Source organism: Alteromonas sp. M12 (assembly GCF_037478005.1).
Taxonomy (GTDB): domain Bacteria; phylum Pseudomonadota; class Gammaproteobacteria; order Enterobacterales; family Alteromonadaceae; genus Aliiglaciecola; species Aliiglaciecola lipolytica_A.
Window position 1 is genome coordinate 2276854 of the sequence record NZ_CP144164.1, and the last position, 26556, is coordinate 2303409.

The window sequence follows — 26556 nt, forward strand, 5'->3', positions numbered from 1 at the left end:
CCAAGCATAAGTTCAATTTGCTACGATTTAGGTTGGGCTACAAAGGTTTTTCCATTCTCTTCTTGACTGTCATCTGACATCAAATATAAATACAATGGCATAATATCTTCCGGCGTTTTAAGTGTACTTGCATCCTCTCCTGGAAATGCTTTTGAACGCATTGAAGTACGAGTAGCCCCTGGATTAATGCAGTTAAAGCGTAAACTTGAGCCTGCGTATTCATCAGCTAAGACTTGCATCATTCCTTCTGTTGCAAATTTTGATATTGCATAGCTTCCCCAATAGGCTCTGCCTTGGCTACCAACACTGGAACTGGTAAAAATAACTGAAGCTTTAGGAGCGAGCTCAAGGACTTCTAATAATGCTTGTGTCATCAAAAATTGACTGTTTAAATTAATTTGCATTACTTGATTGAAAATATCTTCTTCAATCTGTTTAAAAGGTTCTAAATGCCCTAACACGCTGGCGTTTTGCAATACACCATCAAGCTTTCCAAACTGACTAATAATGGTATTGGCCATATCTTGGTAGTGTTTTTTAGTGGCACCTTGCATATCTAAGGGCACTATGGCGGGTTCTGGGTATCCTGCATTGACTATTTCATCGTAAACCGATTCCAGTTTTTTTACCGTCCGACCTAACAGAATGACAGTTGCCCCATGTTTGGCAAACGTTATTGCTGCTGTTTTACCGATACCAGCGCCGGCGCCGGTGATTAATATTGTTTTATTTTGTAAGGCATTTAATGGTGCAGAATAATTGAGCATTTTAAAAATTGAGTTAAACCAAAGATAACGAATTCTAACATTTAAGGGCTTTTTGAGGTATTCATTTTTGAGTTAACTGCATAGCATTGGGAAAGGCTGGGGGATTTCGATATTGTCTAGGTTTCTAGCTTGGTGACCTATATTCAAAAATTATAACCTACATGTTCACCGCAATTATTACCTAACAAAATATTAACAAACCTATTTGCAAAAAACTAACAAAGCCAATACTATGGGGGCAATGACAACTGGTCATACTTGTTAGATAGTGGACAGTTCAAGCTTTGAACGAAGGTTGACTAAAAAAAACACATTTTATAAGTGTATCAATGAAATAACTGTATTTGGGAGAAATAATGAAAAAACTGTTAATCAGCACAAGTATCGCTGCAGTGTTTGTGCTCGCTGGTTGCGGTGGTGGCGACGAACTGAAAGAAATCCAACAGGATACAACTAAAACAGTTCCCGCTTCACGTATTATGTTTGACCCCGCCAATAGTGTATTGAATGTTCCAAGTGACTTATTTTTCGCTTTAGTGGAAATCACTGACGATGGCACATTGGAAATGCCTGATGAGATAGCAGGTCAGGCAAATGGTGCTACCCCTGATTTTGGAAACCCTTCCGCTGCATTAGGCGCGTTAGATGGTTGGTCTACTCAACATCCGTTTACTTTTTCTACTTCACACCCTACAGGTGTTAGTTTAGATGCTAGCTCAGCCGCTAGTGCCGGAGCTGTGCGTATATTTGAAGGCGCAATTGGTGGTGATTTGAATGACCCCGACTGCACCACTGCACCACCAATAACCGGTTGTAAAGTGGGCGATGAATTAACCTTTGGTGTTGACTTTATTACTCAAGCAAGTGGTAACGACGTTGCAATTATTCCACTTAAACCGTTGAAAGAATCAACTTCTTACTATGTGGTGGCAACAAATAAATTAACTGCTGGTGGACAGGCGTTGAAACCTTCAACCACCTATGAATTGGTTCGTCAGGATCTGACAACGCTACCTTTAGCAACAGATTCACAACGTAGCTTACAAGGGATTATAAACTCTTATGAAGCCGTGTTAACCAGTCAAGCAGGCCTGAGTCAAGACGAGATAATATTCAGCTATACTTTTACTACTCAATCTACTACGCAAATTATTGATACCGTTAAACAACTGCAAATTGCACCTTTTGCACAAGCTCTGCAAGCGGGTCTTTCACCTGCCGAAGCCGCTGCATATTTGCCAGTCATTCCAGTAACAGAAGCATCTGTGTCCACGGCATTTGATATGTTAGCGCCGAGTATTTTGGGCGAAGATCAATTGGCGGGATTAACTGCTGTAGGATTAAATACTTGTGATGGTATGATTTCTGCTATTTCTGATCCTTCATCTCCGCTATTCTCCACAGCTGCTGCCGTTTTTCCGCAGGTAGGGGCGTTTTGTGCCGCATCCATGAAAACAGGAAGTATTGACCTTCCTTATTACAGTGATCCGGCTGATCCTTTAAATGGTCGATGGGAAGCTGCTTGTACCAATGGTCTTGCGCTACAAACCTTGGGCAGTGAGCAAATTGCCACGCTTTTAGCCAATGGTACTATTAGCACTGGTCCTAATAATGAGCTTTGTCAGGCTGCGTCTGGCGGACAGTTATTAGATTTAGACCTAAGTAATTTAGGTATGAACGATTTAAGACACGTAACACGTTACAGTCCTATTCCTGCAAGACAGGGGTCTAACGACGATGGAACTGAAACTCTTGATGTGCAGATTACTGTACCAGATGCCAATGTGATTGCTGTGTTAGCGGCGCTACCTAACTCTGGTGTAACTGCTATTAGTAAGCCGGAATCTGGTTGGCCTGTTGTTATATTACAGCATGGTATCACTTCTAAGAAAGAAGACTTCTTAGCTATCACTGGCGCTTTGTCACTAGCTGGTTTCGCAACAGTAGCAATAGACCATCCATTACATGGTAGTCGTGGATTTACCATTGACGGACAAATTGTGAATACCTCCACCGGTTTTGGTGGTTCAACCACAGATTATTTGAATCTTGCGTCGCTATTAACCACACGTGATAACAACCGTCAGAGTATTGTAGATGCTATGGGATTGCGTTTAGGACTTAACGCTGTTGTAGATTTAACTGGTGGTAGCGTTGATTTAGATAGCAGTAAAGTCTCATATATTGGACAGAGCTTAGGTTCTATAACGGGTATTCCATCCGTAGCCTCGTCAAATAAATCATTTGGGGAAACCAGTCCTCTTGCTGCGTTTGATTCTATGTATGCATTTGAAACAGCGGTATTCAATGTACCTGGAGGTGGCACTGGTGGTTTCTTAATCGAGTCGCCTAGCTTTAGCAATCTAATTAAAGGTTCTTTATTAGCTTCATCATCCGCTGAATTCCAAGGGTATTTAGTTGAATATGCAACGGAAAATCAAATACCAGCAGAGCAAGCTATCATTCCTGCCTTTATTGCTTATGAAGCGCAACTTGATGAGGCTGGTTTAGCTGAGATTAATGCTACATTTGCGAGTTTCGTGTTTGCAGCACAAACGATAACAGATGCATCGGATCCTAATAACTTTGCGGCATTACTTGCTTCTAATAGTAACTTTATGTTCCAAGAAGTGATTGGTGGCGGGACTAATGATGATGGTTCAACTGCATTGCCAGATCAGGTCATTCCTAATTCAACGGTAAATTCACCGACCTTTGCGGGAACTGAGCCATTGGCAAAATTCGCTGGCTTGAGCGGAGTTTCAACTACCACAGATGGTAATGGACTGGTGCGTTTTATTGCTGGTGTTCACTCCAGTTTATTGAGCCCTTCGCCTAGTGCAGATGTAACAACTGAAATGCAAAAACAAGCCGCTGCGTTTTTTGCAACCGGCGGGACTATTGTTGTCACTGACACATCGGTGGTTGCCAATTAAGCCAAAGTGATTAGAAAAGCCAAGTCTATGACTTGGCTTTTTTTTTGCCTGCTCTTATCTTAAATTGCGAACTCAGCTATATTCTGATAATTGTAAATACGTGGTCTGTGTCTGAATGTGGAAATAAAGCGCTTTTAATCTCACATTTTGTCCCCACATAGATGGATTACCTTGTGATCGGCTTTTGAGCTGATCCCCAAATTAGTAATATTATTCAGTTGATACTTGTATCAAGATAAAGGAGTAACGCTTGGAGTTTTTATTTCAATATGGTTTATTTGTGGCCAAAGCAGTCACCATTGTGGTCGCAATTTTACTGACAGTAGGCGGTATCGTTGCCCTTGCTTCAAAGCAAAAACAGGGCAATGGACAGTTAGAAATTAAATCTGTTTCTGAGCAGTTTGAAGAGTTAAAGGAACATGCTCAACATCTCCTTTTAAGTAAAGAACAACTTAAGAAAAAGCAAAAAGAACAGAAAAAAGCGGATAAAGTCGCTAAAAAGAAAGATGAATCTGACCAAAAGGCGAATTTATTTGTAGTGGATTTTAAAGGCTCAATGGATGCCCACGAAGTGGATAGTTTACGCGAAGAAATTACGGCTATTTTATGCGCTGCTCAGCCAAAGGATGAAGTGTTGGTGCGTTTGGAAAGTGGTGGTGGAGTTGTGCATGGTTATGGATTGGCAGCATCTCAATTACAGCGTCTAAAAGATAAAAATATTCATCTCACCGCTGCGGTCGACAAAGTGGCGGCAAGTGGTGGTTATATGATGGCCTGTGTGGCGGATAACGTATTAAGTGCTAAATTTGCGATCATAGGTTCAATTGGTGTGATTGCTCAGTTACCGAACTTTAATAAGATTTTAAAGAAAAACGATATTGAATTTGAACAACATACCGCAGGGGATTTTAAGCGCACATTGACGTTGTTTGGCGAAAACACTGATCAGGGAAGAGACAAGTTTAAGCAAGAACTTGAAGAAGTGCATGTGATGTTTAAAGACTTTGTATCATCTCATCGCTCTGAGCTAGACATTGATAAAGTGGCTACTGGTGAATACTGGTATGGTAGTCGTGCAAAAGAGCTAGGCTTGGTTGATGCAATTCAAACCTCTGATGACTTTTTAATGAGTAAATTAGAGAGCCGAAATATTTATTCAGTTAAGTATAGTAAGAAAAAGGGTCTAGCTGAAAAGTTAGGTAAAGCCGCATCTACTGGGATTGAGTCCGCCTTTGTAAAGCTATGGTCAAAAAGCCAGACCCTTTTTAAATAAGAGCTAGTTGCTTAAAATTATAATCGTACAGAGATGGAAATGAAAAGAGCGACCTAGGTCGCTCTTTTTTATGCTTAATTTTTAACTGTTACCAACCACATTGTCGACCTTGGTTTTGTTCATCTAACCAAGCTTTAAGAGGCTCAAAGTAATCAAGAATGGCGGTGGCATCCATTTCAGGTTTGCCGGTTAGGGTTTCCAAGGCTTCTTGCCAAGGTTTGCTTTGACCCATTTCCAACATATTATTCAAAGCTGCTCCGGCTTCTTTGCTACCGTATATCGAACAGCGATGAATAGGACCTTTATCACCGGCAATTTCACACAAGCTTCGGTGGAATTGGAACTGTAATATATGAGCTAAGAAATAGCGTGTATAAGGAGTATTGGCTGGTACATGGTATTTAGCACCTGGATCAAATGCATCGGCAGGGCGATCAACTGGTGCCTTCAAACCTTGATACTTTTCACGTAGTTCCCACCAAGCTGTGTTGTATTGTTCTGGCGTGACTTCTCCTGAGAATACTTTCCAGCGCCATTGATCAACCATTAACCCAAAAGGTACGAATGCTATTTTATCTAAGGCCAGTTTAAGTAACATGCCTATATCATTCGAAGCATCTGGAATAGTATCCACTAAACCGATTTCCTTTAGATATTTTGGGGTAATGGATAAAGCAACTGTGTCGCCAATTGCTTCATGAAAGCCGTCATTGGCAGCCCCTTGGTATAGCGCTGGTTGCTTATTATAGGCTCGTTGATAGTAGTTATGGCCTAACTCGTGATGTATTGTTGAGAAATCTTCACCATTCTTCTGAATACACATCTTAATACGCAGATCTTCTACGTTATCTAAGTTCCAAGCCGAAGCATGACATACTGCATCTCTTTCAGTTGGCTGTTTGAACATAGAGCGTTCCCAAAAGGTTTCTGGTAGGGGATCAAAGCCTAACGATGAGAAAAAAGACTCTGCTTGTTTAACCATCTTAATTTCATCGTAATTGTGCTCTTCCAAGGCTTTGGTTATATCAATTACGTCCATTTTTTGCTCGGGTTTGACGATGTCATAAACATTGCCCCAAGATTGCCCCCACATGTTACCTAATAAATGTGCTGGAATAGGTTCATTTTGAGGAACAATGTCTTCACCATATTTCTCGCCTAATTCTGCACGAACGTGACAATGAAGTGCTTCATAGAATGGTTTTACTTGCCCCCATAAACGGTCAAGCTCTTGGCCAAATGCATCCGCTTCCATGTCGTAGCTGCCGCGCCACTGTTCGCTTAAATCTTTTTTACCCAGTTCTTGGGCACCCAAGTTCGCAAGTTCAGTTTGCTCCGCATAAAGTGCTTTCATTGGTGGAGACACTTGGCGCCAACCTTCCCACATTTCTAAAAGTAGCTTAGGGTCACGCTCAGTTGCCATAATGTTAGACATTTCAGGAAGACTGAAACATTCATCTTCAGTACGGCAATATTTACCTGCGCCGTACATGCCTCCTAACTCAGACCCTATCTGGGCTAAACGCGCAGACTTCTCTGGATCTCCAGGGGCAGGCATCACCAAGATATTAGACATTAAATTAAGCTTACGTCGTGTATCTGCATCAACTTCAACAGAATTAAATTTTGCAGCCTCTTTGGCATAACTGGTCGCTTTGGAAGTAACTTTTTCGTTAAAATAGGCACTTAACGCAGCAGTATCTTGGTTAATGTATGTTTGATAGGCCCACTCAGCCTGAGCTGCAGGTACTAACATTTCTGCAAGATCTTGTTGCGCTTTTTCAACAAACTGCTGCGCATCTTTTTTAGTTAAAGCTTGAGGTTCAGACTGTGAGGAGGCTTCTTGTTTATCCCCACATGCAGCCAAACCTAAGGCAGCAATAACAAATAGTGCACTTTGAGTGCGTTTGAAAGTCATGTGTTTTTCCTTTTAAAAACAGAAATGAAAAAGCGGCTAATAAGCCGCCTAAATCGTTTATCACCTAGCATTGTACAAATTAACGTGGCAGTTTTGAACCAGGATTTTGCGCCATAATCTGATCTTGCCAATATTGTTTAACAGAGAAACTGCTTTTTGATTTAGCTTTCTTGGTTGCCTTTGCTTTTGCCGCAGGTTGCTTTTGTTGTTTAGCCGTTTTGTTTTCAACCGGTTCAACTTTAGAGTCACTTGATTCAAGTTCAGTAATCATTTCTTCGAGAGCTGACAAACGGACATTTTTACCGCCGTCGACACTGTACCAACCGCCTTTTGCTTCTATTGTCGGCGCTTTGCCGTGGGCGGATTTATATGCTTCGGTAAATTTCTCGATAACCTGTTCTTTGTCCAGTTTGCTCATCGTAGGGTCTACACCTTTTTTGCTAAAAATAATTGATATTGTTGAAATGCTTTTATACCGTGTTTTCAGAAAGATGTCTAATTTCGACATTTATGTGTATAAAATGCTATTAAATTGTAAAGAGTGAATATGAGCATCAATAATCAAACGTTGTTAAGCCACCTTAATCAGCTGCTAAAACCAGAAAAAGTTAAGGATTATTGTCCTAATGGGTTACAAGTAGAAGGCGTGTCTGAAATTAGCAAGATTGTTACTGGGGTAACGGCCTGTCAGGCACTAATTGACCGTGCTGTTGAGTTGAACGCAGATGCAATTTTTGTTCACCATGGCTATTTTTGGCGTGGTGAAAATCCCTGTATTGTTGGCATGAAACGTCAAAGAATTAAGCAGCTTATTAATCACGATATTAATCTTTACGGATATCATTTACCGCTGGATATTCACCCAGAATTAGGTAATAACGCGCAATTAGCAAAAAGGTTAAATATAGAAGTCATCGGAGGTTTGGAACAACAAAATCCGCAAAGCGTCGCCATGCATGGGCAATTCGAAACACCATTAACCTTGCAGCAATTGGCTAAAACTGTTGAGCAGTCATTACAACGTACACCACAAATCATTAGTGCTGGTGAGCACAGTATAAAATCAATTGGTTGGTGCACAGGCGGCGGCCAAAGTTATATTGAAATGGCAGCAGAGCAGGGCATAGATGCGTTTATCAGTGGCGAAATATCTGAACAAACGGTGCATGTCGCCAGGGAGATGGGGATCCATTTTATCGCCGCCGGCCACCACGCAACGGAACGTTATGGAGCCAAAGCCTTAGGCGAGTATTTGGCCAAATCCTTTGATTTAGACGTGACTTTTGTGGATATTGATAATCCGGTATAGTCACCAACAGGTTAGAACCAACTTTTTACTTTGACCCAAGTATTTCCCATCCATTCATACCACCAGCGCTCAAACTTGTATACGTTTTGGGCGTTTGGTAGCAAGTATCCGCTGTCGCCATCCTCAGAATCACGCACCAGGTGTTCCGTTGGCGCGGCAATAGGTTTTAAACCTTGTTGTTCAAACAAATTAACTGCCCGTTTCATGTGAGAGGCTGATGTGACTAAGGCAAATGCTTTATTATTTAGGGTGGCGCGCAAATTTGCCGCTTCTTCTTCGGTATCTTTGGATAACGAAACCTCGATAATGCGATTTGAAGGGACTCCCATTGCAATCAAAAATTGTGCATTCATATAGGCGTTACTGAATGTTTGGCGTCCTACATTTCCCGACGTCACTATTTTTGCCTGTGGATTATATTGCAATATTCTAATCGCCTCAGTCGCTCTTATTAGCGAACAAGGAGAAAGTTGAGACGTAATAGGGACAGCTCTATCATTGACATGGCCACAGCCGAGTACGACGATATATTCGACCTTTTTAGCAAGATCGTATTGTGGATATTGACGTTCTAAGGAATGCAATAGCGTATTTGGCAATGGCGCAAAAGAAACCAATATAAAACCGATGACTCCCGCACTCAAAAACACATTGGCTTTAGCGTATTTTTTCCGCCAGATATAGAAAATAGCGATTAACAAAAGCAATAGAATAATCGGAAGTGGCATTAAGAATACACCGATAAACTTTTTAATTAAGAACAAATCCACGTAAAATGATCTCCAATGAAGTCACTAAGAGTGAACGCAACTCGTTCACCCCAATATTATAATCCTATGAGTAAAAATTCAGATCAAAGCTTTGATTCGTTGATGGATAAATTTGCCAACAATATTTATGGTTCGAGTAAAGGTAAACTGCGCCATGAATTGTTAGTTAATAACCTGCACGATTATATCAAGCTTGCAAATAAACCGCTCGATATAATCGATGTTGGTGGTGGCACAGGGATTATGAGTAAGGTAATGCTAGAGTTGGGGCATACCCTTACGTTTAATGACTTGTCGGCTGAAGCAGTTGAAATGGCAAAGGAAAACTTGGCTGAATTTGATGATGTGACTTTTGTTTGTGGTTCTCTAAATGACTTACCACCTAACAAAACCTATGACTTGGTGATTTGCCACGCTGTTTTAGAGTGGTTGAATTCACCGTTTGAAGCTATTACCGCATTGGTGTCTCAAGTCAAGCCAGGTGGCATTTTGTCGTTAAGCTTTTTTAATAAAGATGCGCACCGCTTCGGTAATCTCCTTTATGGTAATTTTGATTATGTTGCTGCTGACATGAAAAATAAAAACACAGTGAGATTGAATCCTAACAATGCGTTAGAACCAAAAAAAGTCATAAGTCACTTACAAAACTTGCCAGTAGAGATTATAAGCAGTGCAGGGATTCGGTGTTTTCATGATTATTTGAAAGATACAACGAAACAGCAAGACGAATATGAAAATATAAAAGCAGCGGAAATAAAATATGGCCATACCGAACCCTACAAATGGTTAGGTAAATATTTCCACCTTATTGTTCGTTGTTAAAGTTGGCTTTAACAAAAACACATATGTTAAGCATCCATGCTCAATGAATCGGATTTAGACTAAGAATGTGTGGGGATCTGATTGTTGTTTATCCATTAGCGCAATATTGTTAAGGGTCGTTTGCGCAATTTGTTGTAATGCCTCGTCGGTGAAAAAACCTTGATGGCCAGTAATTAGAACATTGGGAAACCCTACTAATCTATCAAATACGTCGTCTTGCATTATTTCCCAAGATTTATCTTCAAAAAAGAGGTCTGATTCCATTTCGTATACATCTAAGCCTAATTGACCAATTTTTCGCGACTTTAGAGCCCTGATCACAGCTTTACTATCTACCAAACCGCCACGAGAAGTATTAATTAGCATAACACCATCTTTCATTTTGCTAATTGAATCATCGTTTATCATGTGTTGGCTTTCATTTGTTAGCGGGCAATGCAGACTTATGATATCTGAGTCGCACAGCAGGGTGTCGAGGGAAACAAAAGTGATGTCCTTTTGGTCGCTAGTTTGCGTGATGGGGTCATAACAGATTACTTTGCAGCCCAGTCCCAAAAGTATGTTAGCAGTACATTTTCCTATTTTTCCGTAACCCACAATACCTGCAGTTTTGCCATGAAAGTTGAAGCCAATTAATCCGTTAAGACTAAAGTTGTTCTCGCGAACGCGGTTGTAAGCTTTATGCAATTTTCTATTTAACGTCATCATTAACGCAACAGTATGTTCAGCCACAGCTTCAGGAGAATAGGCAGGAACGCGAGATACCCTTATTCCAAGTTGTTTTGCCTTTTGTAGATCAACATTATTGAAACCAGCACAGCGCAATGCAATGTGTTTTATACCCATTTCTTTTAGCTGTTCAATAACTTGACTGTCAACTTGGTCATTCACAAAAACACATATTGCTTCGTATCCCTGACATAAAGCAACGGTATCAATGGATAACCTCGCTTCTTGAAAGTCTAAGGTGAAATTATACAGCGTATTTTGTTTGTTAAAGTAACTAATATCATGCGATTTACTACTGAAAAAAAGTGTTTTCATTCTGCTAGTCCCTTGTGCGCAAGTTGTGATTTTGGGATGACAAAAAGCGATTTACAATAATGCTTCGATGTCTTTTTGAATCGCTTCGGGTTTTGTTTTGGGAGCGTATCTTGCCAGTACTTTGCCTTCTTTATTGACCAAAAATTTTGTAAAATTCCATTTGACACTTTTACTTCCTAACACCCCAGGAGCTTCAGCTTTGAGGAATTCATAAAGTGGTGATGCGTCTTTACCATTAACATCTGACTTTTTAAATAACGGAAAGTCGACATTAAAATTTAAACTACAAAACTGTTCTATTTCAGAGTCTGAACCAGGCTCTTGATGACCAAATTGATCGCATGGAAATCCAAGAATTTCTAATCCTTGTGACTTGTATTTTGTGTAAAGTGATTGTAATCCATCATATTGAGGAGTGAAGCCACATTTACTTGCGGTGTTGACTATCAATAGAACTTTGCCCTTATAATCGGAAAGCTCTTTTATTTCACCGTTATTCATGGGCATTTGAAAGTCGTAAATCGTATTTGGCATAATTTTCTCGTTTATATTTTTAATGTCGCTAGGGATTGGATACTTAGGTTGAAATTTCGCGTATTAAGCTAGCATTGTTTAAGTAATATATCATGGTGATAGATAGGAAGCAGATCAATAGAGCATTTTTATTTAGGTTTAATTTTGTACTGTTTTTATCGTACTAAAAGATGATTTAGGTAACGTCCTAAATCATCTTTTTATGTGAATTACACAAGAGGTTCGTAATTCCATTGATGTCCCGCATAATGGACCTTCGCTTTTGCATATTCTCGTTCAGCACGCCAAGTGCGGTTATTGAGTTTAACCACTACACCAGCGTACAAACGTTTATTGGCAATGAGTTTAATATCCTGCTGATAGGATTCTTTTGCCAATTTCATTTTTTCACACTTAGCCTCTAACCATTCCAATAATTGAGACTCGTTTTTGAACATTTCCTCTGCTTCTTTAAACTTACGTTGTAATTCTGGATGGATTTTTTTGCCGCGCATTAACTCGAATTTACCCCTGTGGCGAAGGTTATTATCGCGCAGTTGCAATAAAAGCTCATCAACAGTGTCTTTTCTTTCCAGCAGAGTATTAAAGCCGTGGCTGAAATCAATATTCAGGTGGCTTCCAGATACAGCGCCAAGAGTGCCTGCGGTTATTGCACCTTTGCACTGAATATCACAGGCGAATAAGTTCCCATTTGGTTTATCAATAGGACCAACAGTGACACTACCACCGCAATTGATTTTACTGTAAGCCAATTGACGACCAATGGTGACATTTCCACTACACTGCACATTAAGACCTTGACCATGTTGCACATGGACGCTGCCCTCGGCTATTAACTTAGTACTAAATTCGGTGCTATGTTCATTGACTTTGCCCATGGCTCCTTCCGTTATGATGATATCGCCACCTGCTTTGATGGTTGCTGATTCAACAAAGCCATTGATCGTGACATCACCGCTGGCGGTAATTTCCATCTTTTCAGTAACATCGCCATTTACCAGCACCGCACCATCGTATTTAATATTACCTGTGCCTACATTTACACCTTTACAAATGAAGGTATCATCAACCCACATTTTGCCGTTTTGAAACTTTGGCATGCCGGTTATAGCAGCTAGATATAAATTTTCATCCTGATCGCTACTCTTGATACCTTCACCTGGTTTGAATTTAATCCAATTGCCAGGTTTAGGGGCAATTATTCCACCTTTAACGGTAAATCCACTGCGGCCTTTAGTAGGAGCGATTCGTCGTAACACTTCTGTATTGGCTTTGACACAAATGACATCACCTAAATTACGCATGTCTACGCGAGTAGAGCCACTTGACTGTGGTTTAAGAATTCTTTCTAGTGCATTAGGGACCAATGGGTTCAATTTAGAATCTTTGCCATTTTTCACCGGCAGGCCTTTTGCTACTAAGTCTTCAATGATTGAACCCGGTTTTGCCGCTTTTGCTTTTGTTGCAATTTCATTGATGGTTTTATCACTTAGGCCTCTTACAACCCCTTTATCATTTGCTATTTTGACTAATTCACTAGCCGTAGGGGAATGACCTCCATATGCGGCAGTGACAGAGATAAAAGCCACCATGTCATTGTCTTCAATGCGAAATTTCACTGTCGCATCTTTTTTCTCCGCAATAACTTCGCTAATAACCTCATAGCTGCCTTCTTTTCGGGCTTTGGTCAATAAATCATTGGCATTAATGACATTTTCATCAGATAAATACAAAGCTGAATAGTTGCTGTTATTAAAACTATTAATAAGGGATTTCACGTCTATATTGGGCGCTACTTCGCTTGGATTTATGAGTAAGCTTAAAAACGTTCCACTGTCATCAAGCCTAAAATTAATGCCTTTCATTACTACCACCTGAAATTAATCCGATCTATTTGTTACTGCTGTATCGACTATATTTATGAATATATTAATTATAGACAAAATATACCATTAGGTTCGTCAGCTTACTTTGATTTTTCTGCGCATTAGCCAAATTTATATTTGGCGCTAAAAAATGTTTTCTGTTTTTCATAACTACAGACTTTCAGCGTAATGGTGTAGTGCTCTAATTATCGCTCTTTTTTCAGGATTATTCTGATACTCAAAAGTGAGTTGCTCTAATAAATCAAGGTATTCGGGAAGCTGTATACTCGCCGGCGAGTCTGGATCTGTCAGGCGGTACTGTCTATGTCGCTGCCACTTGATGACTTCTTCTTCATTTAAGCTTAAAGGATAATTTCTGGCCCTGTAACGGAATACTAGGGTGTTAAGTCTTGGATCGCTAAACTGCCAATCTTTTGGACCTAGATTGCTTGGGTCGATTTGATGAATTTGATCGAGTTTTTGTCGGTCCGAATCACTTAAAAAACCACCAGTATAGAGTGCGTAGTCCGGATCAATCGTTGGATCAGATTGACGTTCTTCATCAAATACCGCAGTAAGTTTTGTTGATAAACTGGGTTCATTTTTCAACTTAGCTAAATTTTGCAAACACAGATTGCGATCAATGCCCAAGCGCTCTGCATTTTCTTCGGTAAGGGTTTTAGCTGGTGCGATAATGGGACACTTATTCAAGTGAATAAGCTTTATCGGAAGTCTTTGCTGACCTTCCTGCATATCTGCAGTTCGTTGGTATAATCGAGCTTTTATTTCTTCAATATCTAAATCATAGAGGGGGCTGGGATCTAACCCAAGATTCAAACATATAATCGCATTCTTATTTGTTGGATGGTAAGCAATTGGCAGTACCCAGGTACAGCATCCATTTTTGGCCGGTAATTTTGATGAAATATGCACTAAGGGAACTTGTGCATCAATGTTGATATGCTCAGCCACCTTACGTTTATTGCGCAGACTGAAAATGTAGTCATAAAGCTTAGGTTGGGCCTGTTTAATTAGTTTGGCAATGGCAATAGTTGCATATACGTCTGATAGGGCATCATGGGCATCTGCGTGAGCAATATCATTCGCCTGGGTAAGGTCTTCCAATTTAAAGCTTGGTGTGCCATCTTCTTTATATACCCAATTTATCCCCTCTGGTCTTAGCGCATAACAAGCTCGCACTAAATCAATGATATCCCATCTGCTATTGCCATTTTGCCATTCTCGCGCGTAAGGGTCATATAAGTTTCGATACAGGGTGTAACGTGTGACTTCATCATCAAATCGAATACTATTATAACCAGCACTGCAGGTTCCTGGAGTGGCCATCTGTTGAAGAATTTTTTTGATAAATTCAGCTTCAACCAAACCGTCTCTTAAGGTTAATTGCGGAGTAATACCTGTGACTAAAGCTGCATGAGGATTAGGCAAATAATCATTGGGTATTTGACTGTACCATTTCACCGGCTTATCGATAATATTTAGCTCAAGGTCTGTTCTTATCCCAGCAAACTGACAAGGAAAGTCTTTTTGCGGGTTGACCCCCCATGTTTCGTAATCGTGCCAAAGGATTGATGGGTTCAAGGTACTCACTCTCTAATATTGATTCACTCGAAACTACCGTTAAAACAAGGCGTATTTTCAACCTGTTTTTATTTGAGTCGAATTCGAGATATGAAAAATAAGAATTATACAGAAACCAATAGGTTCTGCTATGCAGAATGCAGTTACTTCGTTTTTCACTATAAAAAGATTTAAATATTATTAAAAAAGTTATGTTTTTTAATTGGTTATGACTATCTTTATATTAGGCGATCGGTTTAATCATTAAATTGATAACTAAACAAAACACTTTCGAAGCTAAGGAGAAAGGGTGGAATCATTAAAAGTAAATCATTATATGAATCGGCGGCCTGTTACATTCACCGATGAAATGCCTGTCGCTGAGGCGGTTGAACGCCTTTTAACAGGCAAGCAATCTGGTGGGGCAGTGCTCAATCCTCGCAACAAAGTAGTCGGATTCTTGTCGGAAAAAGACTGTATTGCTCGTATGATTACCTCGAGTTATTACCGAGAACAAGTAGCCCGTGTAAAAGACATTATGAAAACCGATGTTTTGGCGGTGAAATCCTATGATTCGATTATTGAAGTGGCGCAACGCTTTTTGAATGAAGGCACTAAATTGTATCCTGTGGTTGACGATGATGGTTATTTTATCGGCACCATAAGTCGTGCTGATGTCCTTTATGCTATCGATGTGCAACTGCGAGATGGATATAAACGAGCTTAAAACCGTTTTATAGCTCACTTTGCTGGAAATTTGTTGGCGTTTCTTCTAGGATCCGTTGCGTTTTAAAGCATCGAATTTTTTGAGAATATATTGTCCAATAATCAAAATACAGCCGTTCCAAATCGCGAGGAGCTGCAAAAGCAGTTACAAGATTGCCTTGGTAGTGATATTTTTCGACTTCAAAAACGATTGAATCGTTTAGTTTCAGGCAAAAGTAATGACTCTCAGTGGCAAGCAATTGCTACTGCCATTGAGGAGTCCAAACGCGTTCGCCAGTTCAAATTGCAGAATATTCCGGATATAGAGTATCCAGATTTGCCGGTGAGCGAACATAAAGATGCGATTAGTGATGCTATTGCTAATCATCAAGTTGTTATTATTGCTGGCGAAACAGGGTCGGGGAAAACCACCCAGATACCTAAGATTTGTCTACAACTCGGTCGCGGAGTAGATGGCCTTATTGGTCATACTCAACCAAGGCGCTTAGCTGCCAGAACTGTTGCCGGACGTATCGCCGAGGAGTTGGGGACGACTGTCGGTGAAAAAGTTGGATTTAAAGTACGTTTTTCTGATCAGGTTGGTGATGATACTTACATCAAGTTAATGACGGATGGTATTTTACTTGCTGAAATGCAAGCGGATAGGTTTTTAAGTAAATACGATACATTAATCATTGATGAAGCTCATGAGCGCAGTCTAAACATAGATTTTATTTTGGGGTATTTGAAACAATTATTACCCAAACGCCCTGAACTCAAATTAATCATAACTTCAGCCACTATCGACCCTGAGCGTTTCTCAAAACACTTTAACAATGCCCCTATTATCCAAGTTAGCGGACGTAGTTACCCAGTTGAAATACGTTATAACCCACTTCAAGACAATGATGAAGACAGTGATCAAATTCAAGGAATTATCCAAGCCGTTGATGAATTAAGTCGCGAAAAGCGAGGGGATATCCTGGTTTTTCTAAGTGGTGAGCGAGAAATTCGAGACACGGCTGACGCCCTGAGTAAACAGAATTACAAAGCCACAGAAATACTGCCTCTTTATGCTCGACTATCGGTGGCGGAACAAAATCGCATATTCCAATCTCATGGCAATCGTCGAATAGTTCTGGCGACAAATGTGGCTGAAACCTCGTTGACTGTGCCTGGTATCAAATATGTGATTGATCCCGGATTTGCAAGATTGTCTCGCTACAGTTACCGAAGCAAGGTACAAAGATTACCAATTGAAGCCATTTCTCAAGCCTCTGCTAATCAACGTGCTGGTCGGTGTGGTCGAGTCTCCGAAGGGATTTGTATTCGTTTATATTCAGAAGACGATTTTAATGGGCGTCCGGAGTTCACCGATCCGGAAATTCTTAGAACCAATCTAGCATCCGTCATTTTGCAAATGCTATCGTTAAAGCTCGGAGATATACAAGATTTTCCATTTGTTCAGCCTCCAGATAATCGGTTTATCAACGATGGATTTCGTCTCTTAGAAGAGCTCACTGCGGTTGAAAAGCGTCACGGTAAATTGAGTTTGACCGAGACTGGGCGTCAAATTGCAAAGTTACCAGTAGACCCTCGTTACGCTAGAATGGTAGTCGAAGCAGGTCACAATAATTGTGTATCTGAGTTAATCATCATTGCTGCAGGCTTGAGTATTCAAGACCCAAGAGAGCGACCACAAGATAAACGTGCAGCGGCGGATCAACAACATGAGAAGTATGCAGATAAGCAGTCTGATTTTGTTGCTCTGTTAAATTTATGGCAAGACTTCAAATTACAACAAAAAGAGTTAACCGCGAATCAATTGCGTAAGTGGTGTCGCACACATTTTATTAATTATCTTAGAATGCGTGAGTGGCAAGATGTCGTCAGCCAACTTAAAAAATCCATAGTCGAAGTTGGTTTTAGGTTAAATAAACAAGAAGCTGATTTTGATGATGTTCATAAAGCTATCCTCTCTGGGCTTTTATCTCATATTGGTTTTAAAGATAAAGAACGAGAATTTGAGGGGGCTAGGGGATCTAAGTTTTTAATCTTCCCTGGCTCAAACTTATCGAAAAAACCACCTAAATGGACAATGGTCGCTGAACTGGTGGAAACCTCCCGATTATTTGGGCGTGTTGCCGCTAAAATTGAACCTGAATGGATAGAGCCCCTAGCTAAACATTTAACCAAGTATCAATATAGTGAACCTGTCTGGTCGAAAAAACGTGGGGCAGTGCAAGCACTGGAAAAAGTGCTACTGTTTGGCTTGACTATAGTAAGCAATCGACATGTTAATTTTAGTCAAATAGATCCTGATATCAGTCGTGAAATTTTTATTAGAGAAGCATTAGTGAATGCGGATACAAAGTTGTCTTACAACTTTATTCACTATAACCAATCGTTAATCGAGGACATACAATTACTCGAAGAAAAATCCCGCCGTCGCGACGTATTAGTCGATGAACAAGAGTTGGTGTCATTTTACGAACAAACTATTCCAAAGCATGTGTGTAGCGAAAGCGGCTTCAAAAAATGGTGGAACAAAGCTGAGTCTAGCGTTCAAGAAAGTTTGAAGTACGATCCTGAGCAACTAAAAAAACACCAAGCGGAACAAGTTAATGAGCTCAACTTCCCTGATAGTTGGCAGCAAAATAATTTAAATCTGAAATTAACCTATTGTTTTGAACCCAATCAAATTGATGATGGTGTTAGCTTAATCATTCCATTACCGATTTTAAATCAGCTTGAAGAAAATGGCTTCGACTGGCTTATTCCTGGGTTTCGCCATGAATTAATTGTGACATTAATTAAATCGCTCCCCAAACGGTTAAGGCGTAATTTTGTGCCTGCACCTAATTTTGCCGATGCTTGTATGTTAGATATGCAGTCAAAAGATAATAAAGGCCATCCATTGCCATTTTTGACCGCGTTAAGCAAAAAACTACTAAAAATGACCGGGGTGAATGTTGCTGAAGAAGAATGGCAATGGCAGTCGTTGCCTAATCATTTAAAGTTCAATTTCAAAGTGGTCGATGGCAAGGGGAATTTACTTAAACAGGGGCGTGATTTACACGTTCTCAAATATGGTTTGCAAGAAAAGATAAGTAGCACCTTAAAACAGGCGGCTTCTCCAGAAATTGAAAAAAGCGGACTAACTCAGTGGGATTTTACAGCGCTTGAAGAAGAATATATCGATAACTCTCAGGGGTACGAAGTAAAGGCCTATCCGGCATTAGTGGATGATAAAAAGAGTGTCGCCATTAAGTTGTTCGAAAGCCCCGAAAAGGCATTAAACATGCATCGACAAGGTCTTCGACGTTTAATCATGTTGAACATTCCATCGCCGCTAAGTTATCTAAAAGAAAAACTACCAAATAAAGCTAAGTTGGGTTTGTACTTTAATCCTTTTGGGCAAATACAAGCGCTAATTAACGATTGTATCGAGGCCGGAGTAGATCACCTGATAACGCGTTTTGAGAGTGATAATAATGTGCAAATCCGTTCACCCGAGGTGTTTAATCAAGCTCGAGATTACGTCAGAAAAGACATCAATGATGTAGTCTTGGATATTGCCAAAAAAGTGGAAGTCGGTTTAACCCAAGCTCATCAGGTCCAAAAGAAATTAAAAGGTAATGTAGCGCTTAATATGATTAGTGCCCATGGGGATATAAAACAACATTTGAATTCTTTGGTTTTCCCTGGTTTTATCACGCAATTTGGTATTGAGAAAATTGACGATTGGAATCGCTATATCAAAGGTATTGTTAGGCGTTTGGAAAAATTACCGATAGATCCTAACAAAGACCGGTTGCACCAGCTTAATATCGAAAAAGTGCAATCTCGATTTAATGCCGCATTGAGCAAAATACCAGACGGTAAACCCGTGCCTGCTGACTTAGCATTTGTTCGCTGGATGATAGAAGAGTTGCGTATTTCCTTTTTTGCGCAGCAACTTGGTACACCGATGCCGATTTCTATGAAGCGCATTGAAAACCAATTGCTATCATTTTAAACGATGTTCGTTGACTTTATAGCAGATGCACCCTATAAAAGTGATAGGTGTTTATAGTTAGGATGAGGTAAAAGATGTTGGGATACGATGACAAGCGAAACTTTTTTCGGATGATGTTGAACTCACCCTGTGAGTTGACAGTTCACGATGACGAATCGACTCGTTCTATGCCTGCAGTTTGCAAGGACATTAGTGCCACAGGCATGTCTTTTGAAGTTGAGGAAGAGTCTGTTGAAATAGGAACACTTGTTGACGTCGCGATTGAATCGACCAGCAGTCAAATACCTTCTCTAAGTGCTAAAGCGAAAGTTGTTCGCTGTGATAGCAGCACAGATAGTAGTTGTATTATTGGTGTTGAAATCATCGAAATGAATTAACAAGCATTTTGGCTAAACGACCAAGCAGCATAATGTACTTGGTCTTTTAGCTATTTATATTGCAAATTTAGTTAACTTACTCTGCAAACCAACCCTTTTAAATAAAAACCCTCTGGGTAATTACTGGCAACTGGATGATCGGGAGCTTGCCCTAATCTTTCCAAAAAATGTACGGTTTTATTCGCATCTAAAGCAGCATCTGCCACCACTTTTTGAAATAAATCGGAAGACAAAAGTCCTGAACAGCTGAAGGTTAACAGTATGCCGCCCGGATTGAGAATTTTCATTGCCAGCATATTAATGTCTTTATATCCTCGACAGGCTCTATTTAAAGATGCTTTAGAGTCAACAAATTTAGGTGGGTCAAGCACGATCATGTCGAAGGTTGTGCCATTGTCACGATATTCCCTCAAGGCTTCAAACACGTCTTTTTTAACGAAACTCGCTTTAGATATATCTAGCTTATTTATTTCAAGATTTCGCTTGGCTGTCGCTAACGCATTTTCAGATACATCCATATTGACTACGCTATTAGCACCACCTTTGAGGGCGTAACAGGCAAATGTTCCAGTATAACTAAAACAATTTAATACACTCTTATTGTCAGCATAACTTCCGGCAATGGCGCGGTTATCTCGTTGATCTAGATAAAACCCAGTTTTATGTCCTTGAATGAGGTCGACAATGATTTTAACCCCATTTTCTTCAATAATGACCTCATCGGGTACATCACCATGTAAGGTTTGAACAATTTCTGGCAAGCCTTCCTTTGCTCTAACTGCTACATCACTGCGTTCTAAAATACTGCAATCAGGAAAGCGTTTGTTTAATGCCCAAACTATTTTTTTGCGGTGCTTTTCAGCACCAGCTGAGAGTAATTGGCAGACGATAACGTTGGCATATTTATCGATAGTGATACCCGGCAAACCGTCGGATTCAGCCGCGACTATTCGATATCCGGTTAAACCGTGTTTTAATACAATTGACTCTCTCAATGCTATCGCTTGATCTAGTTTTCGCAAAAAGAAACCGTTGTCGACCACTTCTTGGCGATCAAATGTCCAAACCCGCAATTGGATCTGCGACTCAGTAGACCATGCTCCTTTGGCAAGAAATTCACCTTCACCACTGAATATATCTACGGTGTCGCCATTACGAACAACGCCTTTGTGTTCTTTGATAGCACTGTTAAATATCCACGGATGTCTACGTAATAAAGATTTTTCCCGGCCGGGGTGTAGAATGACAGATGCACTCATAAAAATTCCAAAATTGACTAATTTTGAGATTGTACAGCAGTCACTATATGATAGCTAAATTCGATTCTATTTTTTACATATGGAGTAATTTTTGAACAGTCAACAGAGCATGACATTTGTGGATTTTGAAAAAGGTGAGTCACCGAAGTCCCTTAAAATGAATAGCACTACTATCCCCACAATTGAATCAAACGAAGTGTTAGTTAAAGTTAATGCTTTTGGCGTAAATAGAGCTGACACTTTGCAACGCCAAGGAAAATATCCACCGCCTAAAGGTGAAAGTGAAATTTTAGGTTTGGAAATTGCCGGTGTTGTGGTGGCCGTGGGCAGTAATGTCACAACGGTAAAAGAAGGTGAGCGGGTATTTGGATTAGTGGCAGGTGGCGGTTATGCGCAATACGCCAAAATTCTGAGTGACCATGTGTTTAAAACCCCTGACAACTTAAGTTGTGCTGAAGCGGCGGGCATTGCTGAAGTCTTTTTAACGGCTTATCAAAGTCTTTGTGATATTGGTCAACTTAAACAAGGTCAGTCTGCATTAATCCATGCTGGCGCAAGTGGAGTAGGACTTGCTGCAATTCAACTGGCTAATTTGATCGGTGCCAGCATTGCGGTAACTGCGTCTTCTCCTGAAAAGTTACAAGTCTGCGCTGATTTAGGTGCAAGTACATTAGTTAACTATCAGCAGCAAGACTTTGCCGATGCGCTATCGTCTACGGGGTTTAAAGCCGATGTGGTTATCGACTTTATCGGCGCTGAATACACTAATCGCAGTTTGAAAGTGCTAAATATGGATGGCTGTATTATTCAGTTAGCCATGCTAAATGGTCGCTTTGGCGATAACTTGGATATGGGCTTATTATTAGGTAAGCGAGCGAAAATCCAAGGGTCTACTCTCAGAAATCGCAGCGATGAGTATAAAACGAAGTTAATTACGGAGTTTAGCCAAAGATTTTTAGACGAATTTAAGACTGGAAAATTGAAGCCTGTAATTGATACCGTTTATGCCGTTGAGAAGATTACTGAGGCGCATACTCGAATGGAAGACAATGACACTATTGGCAAATTAATTTGTACTTGGTAGCAGGGGACGGCCCCTGCTTCTTAGACAATTCGCATTAGGTTATTGAAAACCGCTGTCTTCCAGTAAATTCGAGGATTCGGCAGCGGTTCTGGCTAACACATCACAGCGTTCGTTTTCTGGGTGTCCTGAGTGTCCCTTGACCCATTCCCACTTTATCGTATGTTTTTGCGCTTGCTCATCAAGTCTCTTCCATAAATCTGCATTTTTAACTGGTTTTTTGTCTGACGTGCGCCAGCCATTTTTCTTCCAGTTTTTTATCCATTGATTTATGCCGTTTTTAACATACTGACTATCGGTAGTGAGCGTCACTTGACAAGGCTCTGTGAGGGTGTTCAAGGCTTCGATTGCGGCTAATAGCTCCATACGGTTATTCGTTGTATGCTTAAAGCCTTGGCTTATTTCTTTATCATGCTGATTAAACTTAAGAACTGCACCGTAACCGCCAGGGCCAGGATTACCAAGACAAGAGCCATCTGTATAAATTGTAATATGCTTCATAGAAATATTCGTGATTTAAAGTTACAGGCAAGTATAATGATTGCTACTACTAATTCCACTTGAGTTGATATAAATGCGTCAAATCGTTTTAGATACGGAAACTACCGGTATCGATCCTAAACAGGGTCACAGGGTAATTGAAATAGGTTGTGTTGAGCTCGTTAACCGTAAACTTACCGGCAACCATTTTCATGTGTACATAAATCCAGAACGTATTGTAGAAGCAGAAGCCATAGAAGTTCACGGTATAACGAATGAATTTCTCGCAGATAAACCCAAATTTAGAGAAATATGCCAAGGCTTCGTTGATTTTATTCGTGGTGCCCAGTTAGTTATTCATAATGCGCCTTTTGATATCGGCTTTATGGATCATGAATTTCAGTTGATGAATGCTATCAACCCAATTAAAAGCAGAGAAATCTGTACTGTTCTGGATACTTTAGCCTTGGCCAGAGAGTTACATCCAGGGCAAAAAAATAATTTGGATGCTCTTTGTAAGCGCTATGGAATAGATAATTCCCATCGTGAATTGCACGGCGCTTTGCTGGATTCAGAAATTCTGGCTGATGTTTATTTGTTGATGACCGGCGGGCAAACAGATTTAAATTTAAGTGGCAATAAAGCAAATGAAAATAACAATAACAATGCAAACATCATTCAACGTCTAGATCCAAACCGAAAACCATTCAAGGTTATTCAAGCATCTGCCGATGAATTAGAACAACATCAAGCACGTTTAAAACTTGTAGAGGACAGCAGTGGTTCTTGTATCTGGCGTCAGCCAAATTAAGTTAATCGGTCATTGGACAGCAATTGTATTGCTGTCACTTTTTAGCATAACTCAAATTTATGCCCAAACCCCTGCGGCAGAAAATCAGCAACCACTTCATGAATTAGGTGATCAATATCACAATAGTATAAAGCTATTGCAAAATCGCTTCCGGATAGATTACCAAGTAGATGAAATCACAATGGTATTTTTTCGTGAATTTGGCAGCGCTCCTGTTGTTCTTGTAAAACCCGATGGCTCAAAAATATTTGAAGCGGACGCCGATGGCGAGAATATTTTTTGGTATGACGCGGCGACTTATGATCTGGTCAACATCAAAAATCCCACTCCCGGTCCATGGCAGGCTGTAGGGCAAATATTGCCTGATAGCCGAGTGATGGTGATAACCGATATTGAACTTCACGCAAAACCGCTTCCTGATGTGCTATTTTCAGGGGAAATCTTAAAGCAAAGCGCGCATTTAACCAATGGCGGTGAACCTATTGACAGCACTGAATTTCGCGATGTTGTTTCCTTGGAAATCAAATTTGTAAGTACAAATAATCCCAACTACAACAATTTTGGTGCTGAAGTCGCGACTATTGCGACCTTTGAAGATAATGGTCGCGGTATGGATGAAACGCCGCTAGACGGAGTCTTTACTGGACAATTTAATTTATCGGTAGCCAACGGTGAGTGGACACCGGTGTTTGTGGTAAATACCCCCATGCTCACCAGAGAACAGGTTGATCCGCCGCTGATGCTTTATCCAAATCCAATAAAGATTAGTATGATCGAAGATGGAGGAGGGGATGGATATCACAAATTGGTGATTGATGCTGAGCGAGAATACGTAGATATGAATTCGCTGTTGATTGATGGCAAAGTACGTTTCCCAAATGGTGATGTACAAAACTTTTCATTAACAGAACAAACGCCAAATGCACGAGAATATTTAATTGTTAATTATGAGTCTGGCGTCTACCGCATCAAACTAACTGCTTATGGCAATACCAAAAGTGGTCGGGACTTCATCTTAGATGTACCAGAGTATACATATTTAGTAGAAGAACCTGAGGTGGTAATTGAGCCGCAAATGCAAACGACTGGGGCTGATGGTCAAAATAATATTGATGCAAGCTCACAGTTAGAACAATCTCCGCCATCTAGTCAACCAGAGCCTGAAGAACAGCAAATGTCACAATTGATGTTCTGGGGGCTAATTATTGGAATTAATTTCATCATCATTGTTATTGGCTGTGTGACTTTGTGGTTATATTTAAAACCGCCTAAAAAACCGAAAGACCCAGAAAACACCCAAGTTGAAAGTCAAAAAGTCGGTATGCTTAATAAAATTAAAAATAAGTTTTCGAAGAAAAACGTTCAACAGCCAGAAATTACTCCAAACAAGGAGAATAGTGAAGAAAGCGGAATTATCGATCTTTCTATTCCCAAAAAGGATTAAACCAATAAATGCGTTATCGCCGTAGGTCGATAAATGGCGTGTAATTATTGAGCAACTTCGACACTTTTGCACAAAATTAAAACAAATAGATGGATAAGGTTAGGATATACGAAAAAACTGGTTGACTCGCCAATAGTGAACCCTTATTATCTGCGCCGCGGTTGACTAGGGGGTTATACAAAACTAGTTAACAGCGCTTCAATAGGTCAGCGGAGTGGTAGTTCAGTTGGTTAGAATACCGGCCTGTCACGCCGGGGGTCGCGGGTTCGAGTCCCGTCCACTCCGCCAACATATTGAAGAAAATTTGCGAATGGAGTGGTAGTTCAGTTGGTTAGAATACCGGCCTGTCACGCCGGGGGTCGCGGGTTCGAGTCCCGTCCACTCCGCCAGCAAATTTATTCTGTTTTAAAATGCGGAGTGGTAGTTCAGTTGGTTAGAATACCGGCCTGTCACGCCGGGGGTCGCGGGTTCGAGTCCCGTCCACTCCGCCATTTAAAACAACACTAGACATCTAGTTACAATCACATCTAAGCACAATCACATCTAAGAACAATCCTTTCTAATATTAAATCCGTTTTAGTCTCAAATCCTTTTAGCAACAACATTACTTACCAGTCTGTTAGTTAAATTATTTGCTGCTTGATAATAACTTCTTCTTTGCTTTTAAGTATTTTGCCTTGTGTAATAGCTGTTTCAACACAAATCATGGTTTCATAGCTATCCGGCTGCATGTCTTTCATCCTTAGGCAGTTATCTTTCCAAGGGTTCCAAACTACAATACTGTCGTGTCCTGTTGAACGTACGCTGATATGATGGCCATTGTTGATTTCAACCAATACCGCTGGATGTAAATGGACACGATCGGTTTCTTCTTTTATTCGGTAGGTTTCTGGTGTTTCAAATTGTTCATAGTTTTGAGTTTTGTCTAAATAGGGACCGCTTAATCCGGCTAGCGTTACCCCATCAATATCGTCCACACTAAAATACGTATGTAGTGCACACCCAAGATGAATATCTTCAGCGTCCATGTTGCGTGTAATCAATTCTAGCACCAAGGTTTTACCCACAGTAACCTTGAGTTTTAAAGTGGTTTTAAATGCCCATCCAGGCCCTTGTGTGGATTTGGGCGTCAATACCAATTGTGTACCCTGGTCATTTTCTTCGGCTGAGTCCAAAGACCAAATTTGGTTGCGGACAAATCCATGAGCGGGCAGGTCATCTCTATTTTGTTTATGCCCATCGCCAAACCAAGGCCAGCATACTGGAATCCCACCTCGTATTGCTGTTTTGTTATCAAATATCGCAGCGTCGCTGACCCAAAGTCTGTCTATATTATCTGTTTTGGGAATGTAACTTAGAATATGCCCACCAAATAAAGAAATTGTCGCTTTCGCAAAATCATTGTTGATTTCCAATATATCGTTCTCACCTCTTTTACTGGTGGAGATACTAGATGGTGTGTTCATACTCAAATACCTATTTTAAACATTGTAATTATTAATACCCTTGGGATGGGTAATAATATGATCTATAAGAATTATTAACTAAAGTAGATTGGAATA

General features: G+C 40.3%; 21 protein-coding genes and 3 tRNA genes. 13 read left to right on the forward strand and 11 right to left on the reverse strand.

Translation table 11 applies throughout. The features are described from left to right. Window positions 1–20: 20 nt before the first annotated feature. Entirely contained in the window at window positions 21–767 is a 747-nt protein-coding gene (locus VUI23_RS09715; RefSeq protein WP_342808062.1) for a YciK family oxidoreductase, read from the reverse strand. A 356-nt stretch (window positions 768–1123) separates the two neighbouring features. Between VUI23_RS09715 and VUI23_RS09720 the strand changes: the two genes are divergently transcribed. Then, complete coding sequence (locus tag VUI23_RS09720) at window positions 1124–3703, forward strand: VolA/Pla-1 family phospholipase (protein ID WP_342808064.1); 2580 nt, start codon at window positions 1124–1126, stop codon at window positions 3701–3703. Window positions 3704–3953: 250 nt separating this feature from the next. Then, entirely contained in the window at window positions 3954–4976 is a 1023-nt protein-coding gene (sohB, locus tag VUI23_RS09725; protein WP_342808066.1) for a protease SohB, read from the forward strand. A gap of 88 nt (window positions 4977–5064) precedes the next feature. Here the strand turns inward: sohB and VUI23_RS09730 are convergent, their stop codons facing one another. Both VUI23_RS09730 and VUI23_RS09735 read right to left on the reverse strand, forming a co-directional pair. Continuing rightward, window positions 5065–6894, reverse strand: a complete 1830-nt coding sequence (locus tag VUI23_RS09730; RefSeq protein WP_342808068.1) for a M2 family metallopeptidase — start codon at window positions 6892–6894, stop codon at window positions 5065–5067. A gap of 79 nt (window positions 6895–6973) precedes the next feature. Then, window positions 6974–7312 (reverse strand): hypothetical protein, encoded by a 339-nt coding sequence (locus VUI23_RS09735; RefSeq protein ID WP_303501052.1) that lies wholly within the window; start codon window positions 7310–7312, stop codon window positions 6974–6976. A 129-nt stretch (window positions 7313–7441) separates the two neighbouring features. Here VUI23_RS09735 and VUI23_RS09740 point away from each other — a divergent pair, with 129 nt between their 5' ends. Then, a complete protein-coding gene (locus VUI23_RS09740) occupies window positions 7442–8203 on the forward strand; it encodes a Nif3-like dinuclear metal center hexameric protein (RefSeq protein ID WP_303501054.1) in 762 nt (253 codons plus the stop codon). Between the two features lie 11 nt (window positions 8204–8214). Here the strand turns inward: VUI23_RS09740 and elyC are convergent, their stop codons facing one another. After that, entirely contained in the window at window positions 8215–8973 is a 759-nt protein-coding gene (gene elyC, locus VUI23_RS09745) for an envelope biogenesis factor ElyC (protein WP_342808070.1), read from the reverse strand. A 15-nt stretch (window positions 8974–8988) separates the two neighbouring features. Here elyC and VUI23_RS09750 point away from each other — a divergent pair, with 15 nt between their 5' ends. Beyond that, entirely contained in the window at window positions 8989–9795 is an 807-nt protein-coding gene (locus tag VUI23_RS09750) for a methyltransferase domain-containing protein (protein ID WP_342808072.1), read from the forward strand. Window positions 9796–9849: 54 nt separating this feature from the next. On the opposite strand, the gene VUI23_RS09755 is transcribed toward VUI23_RS09750, so the two are convergent. From VUI23_RS09755 to sbcB, 4 genes are all read right to left on the reverse strand, one after another. Next, on the reverse strand, window positions 9850–10839 hold the full coding sequence (locus VUI23_RS09755) for a 2-hydroxyacid dehydrogenase (protein ID WP_342808074.1): 990 nt from the start codon (window positions 10837–10839) through the stop codon (window positions 9850–9852). 51 nt (window positions 10840–10890) lie between these two features. After that, window positions 10891–11373 carry a glutathione peroxidase gene (locus tag VUI23_RS09760; RefSeq protein ID WP_216046447.1) on the reverse strand — a complete coding sequence of 161 codons (483 nt, stop codon included), beginning with the start codon at window positions 11371–11373 and terminating at the stop codon, window positions 10891–10893. Between the two features lie 209 nt (window positions 11374–11582). Beyond that, the gene (locus tag VUI23_RS09765; protein ID WP_216046448.1) at window positions 11583–13238 is read right to left on the reverse strand and encodes a FapA family protein; all 1656 of its coding nucleotides are present in this window, start codon (window positions 13236–13238) and stop codon (window positions 11583–11585) included. Window positions 13239–13409: 171 nt separating this feature from the next. Next, window positions 13410–14849 carry an exodeoxyribonuclease I gene (gene sbcB, locus VUI23_RS09770; RefSeq protein ID WP_342808076.1) on the reverse strand — a complete coding sequence of 480 codons (1440 nt, stop codon included), beginning with the start codon at window positions 14847–14849 and terminating at the stop codon, window positions 13410–13412. Window positions 14850–15129: 280 nt separating this feature from the next. Here sbcB and VUI23_RS09775 point away from each other — a divergent pair, with 280 nt between their 5' ends. From VUI23_RS09775 to VUI23_RS09785, 3 genes are all read left to right on the forward strand, one after another. Further along, window positions 15130–15546: a CBS domain-containing protein gene (locus VUI23_RS09775; protein ID WP_216046450.1), complete on the forward strand. Its 417-nt coding sequence runs from the start codon at window positions 15130–15132 to the stop codon at window positions 15544–15546. Window positions 15547–15636: 90 nt separating this feature from the next. Further along, window positions 15637–19542 (forward strand): ATP-dependent RNA helicase HrpA, encoded by a 3906-nt coding sequence (gene hrpA / locus VUI23_RS09780; protein ID WP_342808078.1) that lies wholly within the window; start codon window positions 15637–15639, stop codon window positions 19540–19542. 74 nt (window positions 19543–19616) lie between these two features. Further along, a complete protein-coding gene (locus VUI23_RS09785) occupies window positions 19617–19919 on the forward strand; it encodes a PilZ domain-containing protein (RefSeq protein ID WP_216046452.1) in 303 nt (100 codons plus the stop codon). 71 nt (window positions 19920–19990) lie between these two features. On the opposite strand, the gene VUI23_RS09790 is transcribed toward VUI23_RS09785, so the two are convergent. Then, on the reverse strand, window positions 19991–21178 hold the full coding sequence (locus tag VUI23_RS09790) for a class I SAM-dependent methyltransferase (protein ID WP_342808080.1): 1188 nt from the start codon (window positions 21176–21178) through the stop codon (window positions 19991–19993). Window positions 21179–21287: 109 nt separating this feature from the next. On the opposite strand from VUI23_RS09790, the gene VUI23_RS09795 reads away from it, so the two are divergent. Then, entirely contained in the window at window positions 21288–22262 is a 975-nt protein-coding gene (locus VUI23_RS09795; protein WP_342808269.1) for an NAD(P)H-quinone oxidoreductase, read from the forward strand. A 39-nt stretch (window positions 22263–22301) separates the two neighbouring features. Here VUI23_RS09795 and rnhA read toward each other — a convergent pair whose 3' ends face one another. Continuing rightward, a complete protein-coding gene (rnhA, locus tag VUI23_RS09800) occupies window positions 22302–22760 on the reverse strand; it encodes a ribonuclease HI (RefSeq protein WP_216046454.1) in 459 nt (152 codons plus the stop codon). Between the two features lie 73 nt (window positions 22761–22833). Here rnhA and dnaQ point away from each other — a divergent pair, with 73 nt between their 5' ends. From dnaQ to VUI23_RS09825, 5 genes are all read left to right on the forward strand, one after another. Beyond that, window positions 22834–23550 (forward strand): DNA polymerase III subunit epsilon, encoded by a 717-nt coding sequence (gene dnaQ / locus VUI23_RS09805; RefSeq protein WP_216046455.1) that lies wholly within the window; start codon window positions 22834–22836, stop codon window positions 23548–23550. Between the two features lie 46 nt (window positions 23551–23596). After that, a complete protein-coding gene (locus VUI23_RS09810) occupies window positions 23597–24994 on the forward strand; it encodes a TIGR03503 family protein (protein WP_342808271.1) in 1398 nt (465 codons plus the stop codon). Window positions 24995–25205: 211 nt separating this feature from the next. After that, window positions 25206–25282 (forward strand) — tRNA-Asp (locus VUI23_RS09815). A gap of 24 nt (window positions 25283–25306) precedes the next feature. Beyond that, window positions 25307–25383, forward strand: a tRNA-Asp gene (locus VUI23_RS09820). A gap of 25 nt (window positions 25384–25408) precedes the next feature. Next, window positions 25409–25485 (forward strand) — tRNA-Asp (locus VUI23_RS09825). 132 nt (window positions 25486–25617) lie between these two features. Here the strand turns inward: VUI23_RS09825 and VUI23_RS09830 are convergent. Beyond that, window positions 25618–26460 (reverse strand): D-hexose-6-phosphate mutarotase, encoded by an 843-nt coding sequence (locus tag VUI23_RS09830; protein WP_216046456.1) that lies wholly within the window; start codon window positions 26458–26460, stop codon window positions 25618–25620. Window positions 26461–26556: the final 96 nt, after the last annotated feature.